This window comes from Curtobacterium sp. P97 (assembly GCF_023712445.1).
GTDB lineage: Bacteria > Actinomycetota > Actinomycetes > Actinomycetales > Microbacteriaceae > Curtobacterium.
In genome coordinates, this window is the sequence record NZ_JAMAYF010000009.1 from 1 (window position 1) to 15591 (window position 15591).

At 73.5% G+C, this 15591-nt stretch carries 13 protein-coding genes; 6 read left to right on the top strand and 7 right to left on the bottom strand.

Features of this window, described 5'->3' with window-relative positions; genetic code table 11:
* Positions 1-49: 49 nt before the first annotated feature.
* The 3 genes from uxaC to M3677_RS10775 all read left to right on the top strand — a co-directional run bounded on the left by uxaC (position 50) and on the right by M3677_RS10775 (position 5941).
* Entirely contained in the window at positions 50-1489 is a 1440-nt protein-coding gene (gene uxaC, locus M3677_RS10765) for a glucuronate isomerase (protein ID WP_251160626.1), read from the top strand.
* Between the two features lie 220 nt (positions 1490-1709).
* Positions 1710-5120: an SdrD B-like domain-containing protein gene (locus M3677_RS18435; RefSeq protein ID WP_251160527.1), complete on the top strand. Its 3411-nt coding sequence runs from the start codon at positions 1710-1712 to the stop codon at positions 5118-5120.
* A 197-nt stretch (positions 5121-5317) separates the two neighbouring features.
* Entirely contained in the window at positions 5318-5941 is a 624-nt protein-coding gene (locus tag M3677_RS10775) for a class I SAM-dependent methyltransferase (RefSeq protein ID WP_251160528.1), read from the top strand.
* On the opposite strand, the gene M3677_RS10780 is transcribed toward M3677_RS10775, so the two are convergent.
* Both M3677_RS10780 and M3677_RS10785 read right to left on the bottom strand, forming a co-directional pair.
* Positions 5942-6625: a response regulator transcription factor gene (locus tag M3677_RS10780; RefSeq protein WP_251160529.1), complete on the bottom strand. Its 684-nt coding sequence runs from the start codon at positions 6623-6625 to the stop codon at positions 5942-5944. It lies immediately after the preceding gene.
* Entirely contained in the window at positions 6622-8052 is a 1431-nt protein-coding gene (locus M3677_RS10785) for a sensor histidine kinase (RefSeq protein ID WP_251160530.1), read from the bottom strand. The genes M3677_RS10780 and M3677_RS10785 overlap by 4 nt, the downstream gene beginning before the upstream one ends.
* Positions 8053-8268: 216 nt before the next feature.
* Between M3677_RS10785 and M3677_RS10790 the strand changes: the two genes are divergently transcribed.
* Positions 8269-8514: an SHOCT domain-containing protein gene (locus M3677_RS10790; protein ID WP_251160531.1), complete on the top strand. Its 246-nt coding sequence runs from the start codon at positions 8269-8271 to the stop codon at positions 8512-8514.
* On the opposite strand, the gene M3677_RS10795 is transcribed toward M3677_RS10790, so the two are convergent.
* Entirely contained in the window at positions 8501-9040 is a 540-nt protein-coding gene (locus M3677_RS10795; protein ID WP_209683801.1) for a gluconokinase, read from the bottom strand. The genes M3677_RS10790 and M3677_RS10795 overlap by 14 nt on opposite strands.
* A 113-nt stretch (positions 9041-9153) precedes the next feature.
* Between M3677_RS10795 and gndA the strand changes: the two genes are divergently transcribed.
* Positions 9154-10626 carry an NADP-dependent phosphogluconate dehydrogenase gene (gene gndA / locus M3677_RS10800; RefSeq protein WP_081984671.1) on the top strand — a complete coding sequence of 491 codons (1473 nt, stop codon included), beginning with the start codon at positions 9154-9156 and terminating at the stop codon, positions 10624-10626.
* Positions 10627-10866: 240 nt separating this feature from the next.
* Here gndA and M3677_RS10805 read toward each other — a convergent pair whose 3' ends face one another.
* The gene (locus M3677_RS10805; RefSeq protein WP_251160532.1) at positions 10867-11553 is read right to left on the bottom strand and encodes a hypothetical protein; all 687 of its coding nucleotides are present in this window, start codon (positions 11551-11553) and stop codon (positions 10867-10869) included.
* Positions 11554-11697: 144 nt separating this feature from the next.
* Between M3677_RS10805 and M3677_RS10810 the strand changes: the two genes are divergently transcribed.
* A complete protein-coding gene (locus M3677_RS10810; protein WP_251160533.1) occupies positions 11698-13299 on the top strand; it encodes a molybdopterin-dependent oxidoreductase in 1602 nt (533 codons plus the stop codon).
* On the opposite strand, the gene M3677_RS10815 is transcribed toward M3677_RS10810, so the two are convergent.
* From M3677_RS10815 to M3677_RS10825, 3 genes are read right to left on the bottom strand one after another with little or no spacing between them, the layout of a single operon-like run.
* Positions 13286-13738, bottom strand: a complete 453-nt coding sequence (locus tag M3677_RS10815) for a GNAT family N-acetyltransferase (protein WP_209683807.1) — start codon at positions 13736-13738, stop codon at positions 13286-13288. The genes M3677_RS10810 and M3677_RS10815 overlap by 14 nt on opposite strands.
* A 28-nt stretch (positions 13739-13766) precedes the next feature.
* Positions 13767-14552, bottom strand: coding sequence for a putative protein N(5)-glutamine methyltransferase (locus M3677_RS10820; RefSeq protein WP_251160534.1), 786 nt, complete (start codon positions 14550-14552; stop codon positions 13767-13769).
* Positions 14553-14598: 46 nt separating this feature from the next.
* On the bottom strand, positions 14599-15576 hold the full coding sequence (locus M3677_RS10825; RefSeq protein WP_066652469.1) for a ribose-phosphate diphosphokinase: 978 nt from the start codon (positions 15574-15576) through the stop codon (positions 14599-14601).
* Positions 15577-15591 lie beyond the last annotated feature (15 nt).

A 15591-nucleotide genomic window follows, 5' to 3' on the forward strand; every position in this document is an offset into this window, starting at 1 on the left:
CCCACCCGCCGCTCGCCCGACCTCGCCCGCCTGCCCGAAGGAGCCGATGATGCCCTCCACCAGCACGACCACGCCGCTCGCACCGCACCCCGACCGGCTGTTCCCGGCGGACCCGGGGACGCGCTCGGTCGCCCGCACCGTCTACGAGGCGGTCCGCGACGCCCCGATCATCTCCCCGCACGGGCACGTCGACGCGGCGCTCATCGCGGACGACCAGCCGTTCCCGGACCCCGCTGCGCTGCTGGTCACGCCCGACCACTACGTCCTGCGCATGCTGCACGCGAACGGGGTCGGGTTGCAGGAACTGGGTCGCCGCGACCTGACGGGCACGCACCCGGACCCCGACGGCCGGGAGGTCTGGCGCCGGCTCGCCGAGCACTGGGACGACTTCGCCGGCACGCCGGTCCGCTACTGGTTCGAGACCGAGCTGCACGACGTCTTCGGTCTGACCGAGCAGCCGTCGGCCGCGAACGCGGACGCGCAGTACGACCGCATCGCAGCCGCGCTCGCGACGCCGGCGCTCCGACCCCGCGCGCTGTTCGACTCCTTCGGGATCGAGGTGCTCGCGACCACCGACGGCCCCGCGGACGACCTCGCAGCGCACGCACGGCTCGCCGCCGACCCCTCCTTCACCGGTCGGGTGCTCCCCACCTTCCGCGCGGATGCCGTGTTCGACCCGTCACGCCCGGACTGGAGGCACGTGGTCGCGTCGATCGGCGAGGCGTCCGGCATCGACACGGGCACCCACGACGGGCTGCTGGCGGCCCTCCGGGACCGGCGCCGGTACTTCATCGAGCACGGCGCGACCGCCACCGACACCGGCGTGCTCGACGCGGGATCCGCGCCGCTGTCCGCGACCGAGCGCTCGCGCATCCACGCGGCGGCGATGCAGGGCCCGTCGGGCGTCACCGCGGCCGAGGCGGTCGCCTACCGCCACGACATGCTCTACCGGTGGGCGGAGATGAGCGTCGACGACGGCCTCGTCATGCAGCTGCACCCGGGCGTGCTCCGGAACCACCACACGCCGACCCTCGAGCGGTTCGGCCCGGACACGGGCCACGACCTGCCGGCCGTCGGCGCGTTCACGGAGCCGCTCCGGCCGCTGCTCGAGGCCTTCGGGACCGCACCCGGCTTCCACCTCGTGCTGTTCACCGTGGACGAGACCGTCTTCTCGCGCGAGATCGGCCCCCTGGCCGGCTTCTACCCCGCCGTGTACGCGGGCGCCCCGTGGTGGTTCATCGACACCCCGGCGGCGATCGGCCGCTACCGGGCGGCGGTGACGGACTCCGCCGGGTTCACGAAGACCTCCGGGTTCATCGACGACACCCGGGCGTACTGCTCGATCCCTGCACGGCACGACATGGCACGACGGGCCGATGCGGCGTACCTGGCGTCGCTCGTGGTGTCGCACCAGCTCTCCGAGGAGGACGCGGTGCGGACGGCACGGAGGATCGTGTCGGACATCCCACGGGCGACGTTCAAGCTCTGAGCGGGATGCCGCACATGTGACATGCGGAGTGTTCGGTCCTTCGGCGTCGGCGGGGTCAGGGTGAGGCGTCCGTCGTCCATCCGATCTCCGACTGAGGAGCGCCATGTCTCGTCGTCCGTCGTCCGAACGTCCTCCCTCGCCCGCCCCTGCCCGCTCCGGCCGACCCGGCCGACCCGACGGGCCGCCCTCGCTCGGCCGCGCGGTCGGCGCCCTGGGGGCAGTGGCCCTCGCGGTCCCCTCCGTCCTGCTCGGACCGGCCGGTGCTGCCGCTGCCGCGACCGCGCCGGCAGCGGTGGTCGGCCTGGCCGTCGAGGTCGCCGCCGACGGCCGCGGGCCCTTCACGCCGGACGACGGCCCGGGCGGGGACCGGGGTCCCGCGAACGGCATCGTCCGGACCCGCGACGCCGTCACGTACCGGGTCACGGTGAACGCCGGCGACGGGACCGCGCACCACGAGCGCTTCGTCCTCGACGCTCCGGCGGGCACGGGTTGGGCGGGGGTCCCGCTCGCGTGCACGGGTGCCGGGTCGGCGGTCGAGGGCCAGCGGCTCACCTGCGACCTCGGCGACGTCCCCTCGGGGCACGCCGTCGCCGTGCCGGCCGTGCTCGACGTCTCCGGGGACCTGCGGAACGGTGACCGCATCGCCGTGACGGGCACCGCGACCGCCGACGACGCCGAGCCCACCGCACCGGTCACGTCGGCGACGACCGTCGTGTCCGCCGCGCCACGGTACAACCTCAGCAAGGCCGTGGTGGGCTCGACCCTGCGGTCGGACGTGCCGGGGCCGGACGGCACCCCCGGCGTGCAACTGCGCTACCCGATCACCGTCGACTGGCAGTCCCCCGTCCCCGGGCAGGGCCTGCTCGGCTTCGAGCGGAGCACGGGCGACATGCACTTCACCGACGACCTGTCCCACCTGCTCGGCGACCGACCGTCGGGTGCGGTGCTCTGGAACGGCGGTCGACCCGCCTGCGGCCGCAACGGCGAGGACGGCGTGCAGTTCGGCGGTCTGCCGGGCGGCCGCGGCGGAGGCGACCGAGCCGTGGCCGACTCCGGCACCGTCACCTGCACGCAGGCAGCGCCCGGCGGCGAGGTCGACGTGACGATCCACGGCGCCGTGACGGACGCCGCGCGCATGCCGGGGCGCAACATCGGCGGCGGCCCGATCAGCGGCGGCGCGAAGCCGTACGTCGTGAGCGGGTGGATCTCGCTGTGGATGCCCACCCCGTCGGTGCCGACGTCCGTCGAGTCGGTGAACACCTTCACGCCGCTGCAGACGACCTCGGTCAGCGGGACCCCGAACTTCCCCGGCGGCGTGGAGCCGACGGCCGACAACAGCGCCCGGCGGAACCTCGTCGAGCTCGGACCGGGCAGCGCAGGCAAGCGGCTCTGGCGCCTCGGGAGCGACGGCAGCGGCGTGACCGCCGGATCGGCGAAGGACGGAGACCCGTGGGCCTCGGGCGGCACCCGACTCCGCAGTGACGTCACGATGGCGAACACCGGTCTCGCACCCTTCCGCGGCGCAGCGCTCTGCGACACCTTCGACCGCCGGACGCAGCGCCTGACGACGGTGGCAGGGCGGGCCCCTGCGTGGTCGAGCGGCCTCGAGCACGCGCACGTGCAGTACGCCGCGTACGACATGGCGTCACCGGCGGCAGGCCAGGTCCGCACCTGCGATGACGGCGACGGCCCCTGGTTCGACGACCCGGCGGAGGTCCCCGGCGGCATCGCGGCGGTCGGGGCGGTCCGCGTCACCGGCGACCTGGCCGGCGGCGCGAGCGGCGGCCTGTACTCCACGGTGACGACGCAGCGCGCGCCCGACGGGACCCGGGTGTACGACTTCGGGCACGCCCGCTTCGGTGACCACCGGCCCGAGTGGGTGCACGACCACCAGGACCCCGGGCTCGGTGCCGGCGGGCTGGCCGACAGCGTGGAGCTCACCGAGGACCTGGTCCGCGTCGGCAAGGTCGTCGTCGATCCGGGTTCCGACGCTGCGGACACCCCGGACCGGACGAGCTCGGTCGTCCCCGGCAACACCGTCGACTACGCGCTCCGGCCGACCCTGACGAACGGCTTCGCCGACGGTCGCCCCACCGACGTGACCGTCCGTGACGTCCTGCCCGCGCACACCTCGTACGTCGAGGACAGTGCGTCGAGGACCCCCGAGGTCGACACGGTGCCGGGTGCCGACGGCCAGGAGCACCAGCGTCTGACCTGGACGCTGCACGACGTGGAACCGAACAGCCGCATCACCCCGATCACCTACACGGCGCGGATCGACCGCTCGGCGCCGGCCGGTCCGATCAGCAACACGGTGACCGTGGCGTCACCGGCCGACCGGTCCGACGAGCGCTGGCGCACCGCCGAGCGCGGCCTGGAGGTCGTCACCACCGGCGGGGTCGGGGTCGAGAAGCGCACGCCTGCCCCCGTCGTCGTGACCGGCGACGATCCGGAGTGGGACCTCGACGTCACGAACACCGACGACGCCGCGATCGGCGGCCTCGACCTGATCGACGTGCTCCCGCAACACGGAGACGCACGAGGCTCGGACTTCCACGGCACCGTCGGACTCGCGGCGCCGGTCCCCACCGACCCCGACGCCGGTGAGGTCGTCCGGTACACCGACACCGAGGCCGCCGACGTCTCCCCCGACGGTGCCGACCCGAGCAACCAGCCCGGCGGTACGACCCACTGGTGCACCGAGGACGAGTTCGGTGCGAGCGGCTGCCCGGACGCACTCGACCGGGTGACCGCCGTCCGGATCGAACGGCAGACGCCGGTCCCCGCCGGCGAGACCGTCACGCACCGGCTCGTGCTCGCGACGAGCGGCGCGCACGACGGCGACCGCTACGTGAACCGGTTCGGCCTGCGGACGTCCGACCTGGCGCTCCCGGTGCAGTCGAACCCGTCGACGGTCCGGGTCGTCGCCGGCATGATCGGTGACCGGGTGTGGGACGACCGGAACGACGACGGCCTGCAGGACGACGACGAGCCCGGCGTCCGGGGCGTCCCCGTCGCCCTGACCGGGACCGACGACCACGGCGACGCGGTCGATCGCCGTGCGACCACCGACGACCAGGGCGGGTACCGGTTCGACGGGCTGCGGCCGGGCGACTACCGCGTGCACTTCACGGCGCCCGACGGCATGCACTTCACCGAGGAGCACGTCGGCGACGACCCGGCGGTCGACTCCGACGCCGGACCGGACGGTGAGACCGCGGCGGTCATGATCGACCGGGTCACGAGCGCGGAGGGTGCGCTCGAGGGGGTGCGCCGCGACACGACCGTCGATGCCGGCCTGGTCGAGGCCGGACCCGGCGACGGTGGGGACGGCGGGGGTGGGGACGACGGCGGGGACCCGGGAGCAGGCGACGGGACCGGTGGTCCGGGGAACCCCGGTGACGGTGACGGCGGCCGTCCGGGTGGCGCCGGCACCGGTACCGAGGCGGGCGGTGACGCGCCGATCGGCAGCGGTCACGAGCGGACCGGCGCGGCGCAGGCCCTGTCCGCCGGCCGACTCGCCTACACGGGGACGACCGTCGGTGCTGCGGTGGCGCTGGCGCTCGCGCTCCTCGTGCCCGGGCTGACCGTGCTCATCAGCCGACGACGGTCCCGTCGGTCGTCTGACTGACCCGGCATCCGGCGCTCCGCACGGCGGGGTCGGGTCACCTCCGGGTGGCTCGACCCCGCTGTCGTGCGCCCACCGCTCACCGTCGGGCAGCAGCGGCCCCGGTCGTGCGCCCGTCGGTACGTCGGCGGTCGGCGGTCGGCGGTCGGCGATCGGCGGTCGGCGGTCGGCGGTAGCGTCGCCCCGTGGACCCTGCCTCGATGAGCGCCCCGAGCGCAGCAGCTCGAGCGGACGCCCGTGTCGTGGCGGCCTACGACGACCGGGCGCACGAGTACGCCGAGGTCCTCGGGTCGATGGACGCCGTCCACCCCGAGGACCGGACGCTCGTCGAGGACTGGGCGGACACGACGCCCGGACTCCTGCTCGACGTGGGGTGCGGACCCGGCCACTGGACCGCGCACCTGCACCGCCGTGGCCACGCCGTCATCGGGATCGAGCCCGTACCGCGGTTCGTCGAGCTCGCGCGCGCTGCCGCTCCCGAGGTCGACTTCCGGACCGGGACGATCGAGGCGACAGGTCTGTCCGACGGCGGTGTCGGCGGTGTGCTCTCCTGGTACTCGCTCGTGCACCACCGTCCGGACCGGGTGCCGGTCGCGCTCGCGGAGTGCCGCCGGATCCTGGCACCCGGGGGCGGGCTGCTCGTCGGGTTCTTCGAGGGTCCGACGCTCGAGCCGTTCGACCACGCGGTGACGACCGCCCACCGATGGCCCGTCGAGCGGATGGTCGCTGCGATCGAGGACGCGGGTCTCACGGTCGACGCCGTGCACCGACGCTCCGACGACGGAGCGCGCCCGCACGCGGCCGTCCTCGCGCACCGGGCCTGATCACGGCTGCCATCTCGGAGTGACCAGCCCGGTCTCGTAGGCGAAGACGACCAACTGCGCGCGGTCGCGGGCACCGAGCTTGATCATGGCGCGCGAGACGTGCGTCTTCGTGGTCATCGGACTGACGAAGAGCCGCTCGGCGATCTCCGTGTTGGTCAGGCCGAGGGCGACGAGTTGCATGACCTGGCGCTCGCGTTCAGTGAGGACGTCGAGGGACGGGGCCAGCGCGGACGGCTTCGCGTGCGTTGCGTAGGCGGCGACGAGCGAGCGCGTCGGACCCGGCGACAGCAACGACTCCCCGGCGTGCACGGTACGGACGGCGCGGAGCAGTTCGGCGGGTTCGGTGTCCTTCACGAGGAAGCCGGCCGCACCGCCACGGATCGCCTCGAACACGTACGAGTCCTCCTCGAAGGTGGTGAGGATCACCACGTGCACGCCGTCGAGGTCCGGATCCGCCGAGATGCGCTGGGTCGCGACGAGCCCGTCCGTGCCCGGCATCCGGATGTCCATCAGCACGACGTCCGGACGCTCACGCCGGACCGCCGCGACGGCCGAGTCACCGTCGCCGGCCTCGCCGACCACGGTCATCCCCGGTTCGGCGTCGACCAGGGCGCGGAGCCCGGCGCGGATGAGCACCTGGTCGTCCACGAGCACGACCCGGATGGCCTCGTCGGTGGTCGTCACGATCGCTCCTCGTCCTCGTCCTCGTCCTCGTGCTCGTGCTCGTGCTCGTGCTCGGCCGCGTCCGACGACCGCGCGGCGACGGTCGAGGGCAGTCGTGCGACGACGCGCCACCCGCCGTCCGGCGTGGGTCCGGCCGACAGGGTGCCACCGACGGCGGAGGCCCGCTCGCGCATCCCGATGATGCCGTTGCCGGACGGTCCGAGCAGCGGCGTGACCCGGGCGTCGGCCGGGTCACGGTCCGGGGCCGGGGAGTCCTCGACCGACAGGTCCACGATCTCCGGTCCGAACCGCACCGCGATGCGGGCGCGGTGCTCGGGAGCGTGCTTCATCACGTTCGTCACCGACTCCTGCACGATCCGGAAGGCCGTGCGGTCCGTGGTCCGGTCCACCGGTGCAGGGTCACCTTCGACCGTCGCGCTGATGTCGATGCCGGCCGCGCGTGCCCGCTCGACCAGGTCCGCCAGGCGGTCGAGCCCCGGGACGGGGGTGCGGTCCGCGGCGCCGGGGAGCGGCTCGCTCCCGGCGGGCCCGCGGTCGGCCGTTCCGCCGGTCGGTCCGTCCGTCCCGACGACGTCCCGGTCCCCGGACCCGTCGACCGACCGGAGGACCCCGAGGATCGTCCGCAGCTCGACCAGTGCCTCGCGGCTCGTCTCACGGATGTCGGCCAACGATGTGCGGGTCTGCTCGGGGAGCGCTGACCCCAGGTGGAGCGCGACACCCGCCTGCAGGTTGATGAGCGACATGCTGTGCGCGACGGAGTCGTGGAGCTCACGGGCGATGCGGACGCGCTCGTCACGGGCGCGTTCCTGCTCTGCGGCAGCGCGCCGACGCCGTCGGTCCGCGACGCGGTCGAGACGGACGCGGACGAGCTCCGCCACGGACAGGGTCACCGCTGCCCAGGCGACGGCGAGGACGACCGCGTCGAGGTTCCGCGCGGGTGCACGGCCGAGGAACTCGTCGGCGGTCGGCAGCGCCGTGACGGCCAGTCCGAGCGCGACACCCACTGCGGTGCGGCGCCCGTGCAGCCACGCGTTCACCGCCGCCATCGTCAGCGCGGCCACGAACGGCCCCCGCGGACTGACCAGCAGGGCGTAGCCGATCGTCGTCACGAGCGTCACGGCGAGGACGCCCGTCGGCCACCGCCAGCGCCACGGCAGGACGAGCACCCCGACGACGAGCAGCACGATCGCGAGTGGACCCGGCTGCGCTGCGTCGACGATCGAGGAGCCGAGGACGTGGGTCGCCCAGGGCGGGCCACCGCGAGGGCCGACGGTGTCGGTCGGCCCGGTCGGGAAGCGCGCCGCCAGCAGTGTCCCCACGATCTGCACGAGTGCGACCGGCAGTACCCGACCGAACCGGGCGAAGCGACGGACGCCGTCTCGCTGGTCGTCGGTCGCCTCGGCGGCGGCAGTGGGGGTGCGGTGCATGCGTCCGAGCCTAGGGTCGCCTCGGCGGCACGGCATCGGGTCGTGGCAGGAGCTGTGGACTACTCCTACGGGAGTAGTCGGTGGTGCAGGAGGACCGGTCGTACGGCTGCGGGAGCAGGCGGGAGTCGGCCTCCGTGGCGGACGCGGGACGAGCCTCCGGGCCGGATGCTGGGAACGTCGCCCGACCGGGCGACACGATCCGCCCAGGAGGCAACCGTGCACACCGCTCTCTCCACCTTCGCCGCCGTCGGCCCCCTCGGGCACGGCGGGCCGCCCTTCTTCCTGTTCCCGGCGTTCTTCCTGCTGGTGCTCCTGGCCACCGCCGTCGTGTTCGGCGTCCTGCGTCGCGGCGGCTGGCGGGCGCGGTCCGATGCCCGGGCCGTCCTCGCCGACCGGTTCGCCCGGGGTGACATCGACGCGGACGAGTACCGCTCGCGGCTCGCGGAGCTCAGCCGGAAGTGACCGCCAGCGCCGACGTGATCGTCGCCACGGTGTCGTCGACCGACCCCTCGATGGACACCGCGACGACGGTCTCGTCGGGCTGGGGCCGCTCGAGGGTCGCGAACTGCGAGTCGAGCAGCGACGACGGCATGTACTCGTGGTGACGGTGCGCCTGGCGCTCGGCGATGAGGTCGTGCGACCCGTCGAGGAAGGCGATCACCAGGTCGGGTGCCGCGCTGCGCAGCCGGTCGCGGTAGACGCGCTTCAGCGCGGAGTTCGCCATGACGCACCGGCGCCCCGACGCCTGCACCTCGGCGATCCGTGCCGCGCAGGCGTCCAGCCACGGCCATCGGTCCTCGTCGGTCAGCGGCGTACCCTGCCGCATCTTCTCCTTGTTGGCGGCCGGGTGGAGGTCGTCGGCGTCGACGAACGTGCTCGGCTGGCCCTGCTCGGCGAGCGCGTCGGCCAGCGCCTGACCGATCGTGGACTTGCCCGAGCCGGAGACACCCATCACGAGCACGGGCGGGAGGACGTCGTGGTCGGTCATCCCTCCACAGTACGGGTCGTCCGCTTCCCGTCCCCAGTTGACCGGATCCCCGTGCCGACCCCAGGTGTCGGTCGTACCGTGGGCCGCGACACGTCAGGACGAAGGAGACTCAGGTGGCGGACAACGAACAGCACGACGACGGCGGCACGGCGAACATCGGTGTCGTCGGTCTGGCGGTGATGGGGTCGAACCTGGCCCGCAACCTCGCCTCGCGCGAGGGCAACACGGTCGCGGTGTACAACCGCACCTACGCGCGCACCCAGGAGTTGCTGGACGAGCACGGCGACATGGGGTTCATCGCGTCCGAGGACATCGACGGCTTCGTCGCGTCGCTGTCGAAGCCGCGCACCGCGATCATCATGGTGCAGGCGGGCAAGGGCACCGACGCCGTCATCGAGCAGCTCGCCGACCGTTTCGAGGAAGGCGACATCATCGTCGACGGCGGCAACGCCAACTTCCACGACACCATCCGCCGCGAGCACGACCTGCGTGAGCAGGGCCTGAACTTCGTCGGCACCGGCATCTCGGGTGGCGAGGAGGGCGCGCTGAAGGGCCCGTCGATCATGCCCGGCGGCTCGGACGAGGCGTGGGAGACCCTCGGCCCGATCCTGAAGTCGATCGCCGCGGTGGCCGAGGGCGAGCCGTGCGTGACGCACATCGGTACCGACGGCGCCGGTCACTTCGTCAAGATGGTCCACAACGGCATCGAGTACGCGGACATGCAGTTGATCGCCGAGTCCTACGACCTGCTCCGTCGTGCCGGCGGACACTCGGTCGACGAACTCGTCCAGATCTACGAGAAGTGGAACGAGGGCGACCTCGAGTCCTACCTGATCGAGATCACCGGCGAGGTCCTCAAGCAGCAGGACGCCGACTCCGGGAAGCCGCTCGTCGACGTCATCCGTGACGAGGCCGGGTCCAAGGGCACGGGTGTGTGGACGGTGCAGAACGCGGTCGGGCTCGGCATCCCCGTCTCCGGCATCGGTGAGGCGGTCTTCGCCCGTGCGGTGTCCTCGAAGCCGTCGCAGCGTGCAGCCGTCCAGCGCTCCGTGACGAACCGACCGGACGTGGTCGACGTCCCCGACACGTTCGAGGACGACGTCCGGGCCGCGCTGTACGCGTCGAAGGTGGTCGCGTACGCGCAGGGCTTCGACCTCATCATCGCCGGGGCGAAGGAGTACGACTGGGACATCGACCTCGGCGCGGTCGCGAAGATCTGGCGCGGTGGCTGCATCATCCGCGCCCAGTTCCTCAACCGCATCGTCGAGGCGTACGACAAGAACCCCGCGCTCGAGAGCCTGCTGGTCGACCCGTACTTCGCGGACGCCGTCGCCGAGGGCGAAGCGGCCTGGCGTCGCATCGTCGGCATCGCCGCTGCGTCCGGCATCCCCGCCCCGGGGTTCTCGTCCGCGCTGGCGTACTTCGACTCGCTCGCGTCCGATCGACTGCCGGCGGCGCTCATCCAGGGGCAGCGTGACTTCTTCGGAGCGCACACCTACCAGCGCGTCGACAAGGACGGCACCTTCCACACGCTGTGGTCCGAGGACGGCCGGCGCGAGGTCGAGCAGGAACCCTCCACGCACTGACCCGGTCGGGCAGCAGGCCCCGTCGGACGGCGGGGCCTGCTGCCGCCGGGTCGGCGGGGCCTGCTGCCGCAGAGTCGACGGGGCGTGTTCCCGCCGGGTCGGCGGGGCCTGCTGCCGCAGAGTCGGCGGGGCGTGCTCCCGCCGGGTCAGCGGGGCGTGCTGCCGCCCGGCCGGAGGAGGCAGCTGCCGCGGCCGGTCGGTCGATCCGTTCGGCCCCGGGGCCGGACACGGGCGACGCGGTCAGGCCACGATCCGCTCCCGCGCGAGGTCGGCGACGAGTCGCTCGAGCCGAGGTCCCCGTCCGAGCAGCCGTCGGGACCCGGGCGACGAGCGGACGAAGAACGTCGCGACGGCAGCGGAGTCGTCCGGTCGGACGTAGTGCATCGCCACGGCGCTCGCGTCGCGCTCCCCCGGGACGTCCTCGACCCCGACGTGCACCATCCGGCTCCAGCGGATCACGAGCAGCCGCGTCGCCCGGCGCTCCTCGAGTTCCCAGAGCGACGCCTCGGTGGCTCCGAACGCCCAGGTCACGTGCTCGCCCAGGGTGACCTCGGGGCGGGCCCGCAGCACGTCCTGTCGCAGTTCCGGTGTCGGCGCCGCGGGGACCAGCCAGACCGTCGGGTCGATGCGACGGATGGCCAGTGCGAGCGCTTCGTCCGCGCGTCGCCGACGGATCGCGCGGGCGCGGACGACGGCGACGACGAGCCCGACCACGCCGACGGAGATCGCGACGAGCTCGGCGATGCCGAGGAACGCCAGGTCGGTCTGCGGCGCTGCCGCCACGACCACGATGCGGCTGACGACGAGCGCGGTCCAGACACCGACGAGGGTCCACCGCAGGACCGCGAACCGGCGGCCAGCGCTCCCCGGCGTCCGCGGCCGGTGCGCGCGGCGGCCGCTGGGCACGCGGTCTGGTCGGTCCAACACGCTCCCGATCCTCGCACGGCCGCGGTCGGCGGCGCTGTCCCGGAGCGGCGCACGACCGACGAACCCGGCGCGGAGCGGGACCGAGGCGTCCACCGCCGTGCTGTTGTCAGCCCATCCGCGGTGGCGCCGACCTACGCTGCACGGGTGAGCACGTCAGCGGCACCGACCACCGAGCAGGCACCGACCCCGACCCCGGTCCGTCGCCCGGCCCTGCTCGCCGCGGTCTGCGGCGTGATCGCGATCGCCGCGTTCCTGGCGGTCGCCGAGCTCGGAGCACTGCTGCTCGGCGGGGCGGGCAGTCCGCTGGTGGCCGTCGGCTCCGCCGTGATCGACCTCGCTCCCCCGGCGGCGAAGGACCTGATGGTCGGCCTGTTCGGCACCGGGGACAAGGTCGCCCTCTTCGTGCTCATGGCCGTGGTGACGGCCGCGGTCAGCGCTGGCGCCGGTGTGCTCGAACGTGCCCGCCCGCCGTTCGGCGCGCTCGTCCTCGCGGCCGGTGCGGTCCTCGCGCTGATCGCCGTCACCACCCGATCGGGCAGCGGGACGTGGGACGGAGCGCCCACGGTCCTCGGCGTCGCAGCCGCGATCGTCGTGCTCCGCGTGCTCCTGCGTCGCCTCCGCCGGTGGGAGGCAGCGACCGCCGCGCCGTCGGCCTCGCCCCGCCCCGCGGCGACCGAGCGGCGCACCTTCCTCGTGTGGAGCGCGACGACGGCCGTGGCGGCGATCGTCGTGGGAGGAGCGTCGCGAGCCGGCACCGCGGCGGTGCAGGCCGCCGCAGCGGCACGGCGGGCGGTCCGGCTGCCGCGTGCGGCGACGACCGCGCCCGCCGTTCCCGGGGGCGCGTCCCTCGACGTCGACGGGATCACGCCCTACGTCACCCCGAACGCCGACTTCTACCGGATCGACACCGCGCTGCGGGTCCCGTCCGTCGACCCCGCAGACTGGTCGCTCCGCATCCACGGCGCCGTCGACCGCGAGGTCGAGCTGACGTGGGACGAGCTGCTGGCACTCCCGCTGCAGGAGCACATGGCCACGCTCAGCTGCGTGTCGAACGAGGTCGGCGGCGACCTGATCGGCAACGCGCTGTGGCTGGGCTACCCGATCCGTGAGCTGCTCGCTCGTGCGGGTGTCCAGGACGGTGCCGACATGGTGCTGTCCCGCAGCATCGACGGGTTCTCCGCGGGAACGCCGCTGGACGTGCTGCAGGACGAGGGCACAGCTGCGCTGCTCGCGATCGGGATGAACGGCGAACCGCTGCCGGCCGAGCACGGGTTCCCGGTGCGGATGGTGGTCCCCGGGCTGTTCGGGTACGTCTCCGCGACGAAGTGGGTGACGGAGCTCGAGGTCACCCGCTTCGCCGACGCCCAGGGCTACTGGACACCTCGCGGGTGGTCGGAGCGCGGGCCGGTGAAGCTCGAGTCGCGGATCGACACCCCTCGCGGCGGTGCCTCGGTGACCGCCGGGCAGCAGGTCGCGGTCGCCGGCGTCGCGTGGCAGCCACACACCGGCGTGAAGGCCGTGCAGGTCCGCATCGACGACGGCGCGTGGCAGGACGCCACGCTCGCCGACTCCGTCTCGGCCGACACCTGGCGCCAGTGGGTGTACCGCTGGACGCCCGACGCCGGCTCGCACACGATCCGGGTCCGGGCGGTCAGCGCCGACGGTCAGGTGCAGACGAGCGTCGAGCGGCCGCCGGCGCCGAACGGCGCGACCGGGTGGCACACGGTGCACGTCAGCGCCGGCTGACCCCGCTGCCGATGCCGTCGCTGCCGGTGCCGGGCGCCGCGACGACCGTCACGAGGTCCATGCCCGGTCCGTCCTCGTGCCGGCGTGCGAAGCCACGCTGCTCGTAGAAGGCAGCTCGGCCCCGAGCCGCGAAGAGCTGCACGTCGTCGACCCCGCGACGTCGCGACTCGTCGACGAGCCGCGCGAGCACCTCGCCGCCGACGCCCCCGCCGCGCGCGTCCTCCGCCACGATCATCTCGGTCACGAAGGCGTGCAGGGCGCCGTCGCTGATCAGCCGACCGATGCCGACCAGACGTCCCGTCTCGTCGCGTGCGCTGCACACCACCCAGCTGCCGGCCAGCGCCCGACGGAACCGTTCGAGGTCCCACGCACCCCACCCGGTCTCGTCGTACAGGGCCCGGAACTCCGCTGCGGTCGGCAGTGCGAACGAGTACTCCACACCGCGACGGTACCGCGGCGGACGAGTGTCAGGCGGGGAACTCCGCGACGATGCACGTGCCCTCGACCTGCTCGTCGGACTCGACCGTCACGGTGAACCCGGCGCCCTCGAACAGCGCAGCGGACTGCGGCGCCTGCGTCGACGAGACCTCGATGACGACCGCGCCGCCCGGGCGCAGCCACTCCCCCGCTCCCGCGGCCACTCGCCGGTGCACGTCGAGCCCGTCCGGCCCACCGTCCAGCGCGATGCGCCGCTCGTGCTCCCTCGCCTCGGCCGGCATGGTGGCCAGCGCGTCCGACGGCACGTACGGTGCGTTCACCGCGACGACGTCGACGACACCGCGGAAGCGCTCGGGCAACGGCGCGAACAGGTCGCCCAGGACGACGATCCCCCGGTCGCCGATGTTCTCCGCCGCGACGTCGACGGCGTCCGCGTCGATGTCCGCCGCGACGAGGTCGAGTGCGCCGACCCGTCCGAGCAACGCCACCGAGATCGCCCCGACACCGCAGCACAGGTCGACGACCCGGTCGTAGCGGTGCAGGCGTCGCGCGGCCTGCTCGACGACGACGGCGGTGCGGGTCCGCGGCACGAAGACCCCCGGGACGACCCGGACACGGTGCCCGTCGAACGCAGCCCAGCCGAGCACGACCTCGAGCGGCTCACCGCCGAGTCGCCGCTGCACGAGCCCGCGCAGCTTCACCGGATCGCCGTCGCCGGCCTCGAGCAGCAGGTCGGCCTCGTCCTCGGCGAACACGCTGCCCGTCGCCCGCAGACGGGCAGCCAGGGCACCGCGTGCCGGGTGGACGGGAGGCACGGCTCAGCCCGCCGGCCGGGTCACGCCCGACACGCGTCCGGTCCGCCTACGCGGCACCGTCGAACATGGAGGTCACGGACCCGTCGTCGAAGACCTCGTGGATCGCGCGGGCGATGAGCGGCGCGATCGGCAGGACCTCGAGGCGGTCCCAGCGCTTGTCCTCGGGCAGGGGCAGCGTGTCGGTGACGACGACGCGGTCGATGAACTCGCTCTGCAGCAGCTCGGTGGCCGGGTCGGAGAACACGGCGTGGGTCGCCGCGACGACCACGCCGGTCGCGCCGGCGTTCTTCAGCGCCTCGGCGGCCTTCGCGATGGTGCGGCCGGTGTCGATGAGGTCGTCGACGAGCAGGCACACGCGGCCGGAGACGTCACCGACGATCTCGTGCACGGACACCTGGTTCGGCACGAGCGGGTCGCGCCGCTTGTGGATGATCGCCAGCGGAGCACCGAGCTTCTCGGACCAGATGTCGGCGACGCGCACACGGCCCATGTCGGGCGACACCACGGTCAGGGTCTTCGGGTCGAGGATCTGCTGGAAGCGCTCGAGCAGGACGGGCATGGCGAACAGGTGGTCCACGGGGCCGTCGAAGAAGCCCTGGATCTGTGCGGCGTGCAGGTCGACGCTCATGATGCGGTGGGCACCGGCGGCCTTGAACAGGTCGGCGACGAGCCGGGCCGAGATCGGCTCGCGCCCGCGGCCCTTCTTGTCCTGGCGCGCGTAGGGGTAGAAGGGCGCGACGACGGTGATGCGCTTCGCCGAGGCACGCTTCAGGGCGTCGACCATGATGAGCTGCTCCATGAGCCACTCGTTGATGGGCGCGGTGTGCGACTGGATGACGAACGCGTCGCAACCGCGGACCGACTCGTCGAAGCGGGCGTAGAGCTCACCGTTCGCGAAGGTCCGGGCATCGGTCGGCACCAGGTCGACTCCGAGCTCGTCGGCGATCTGCGCCGAGAGTTCCGGGTGCGCCCGGCCCGACACGAGGACGAGTCGTTTCTGGCCCGTGGTCTTGATTCCGGACAAGTGCGGTGCTCACTC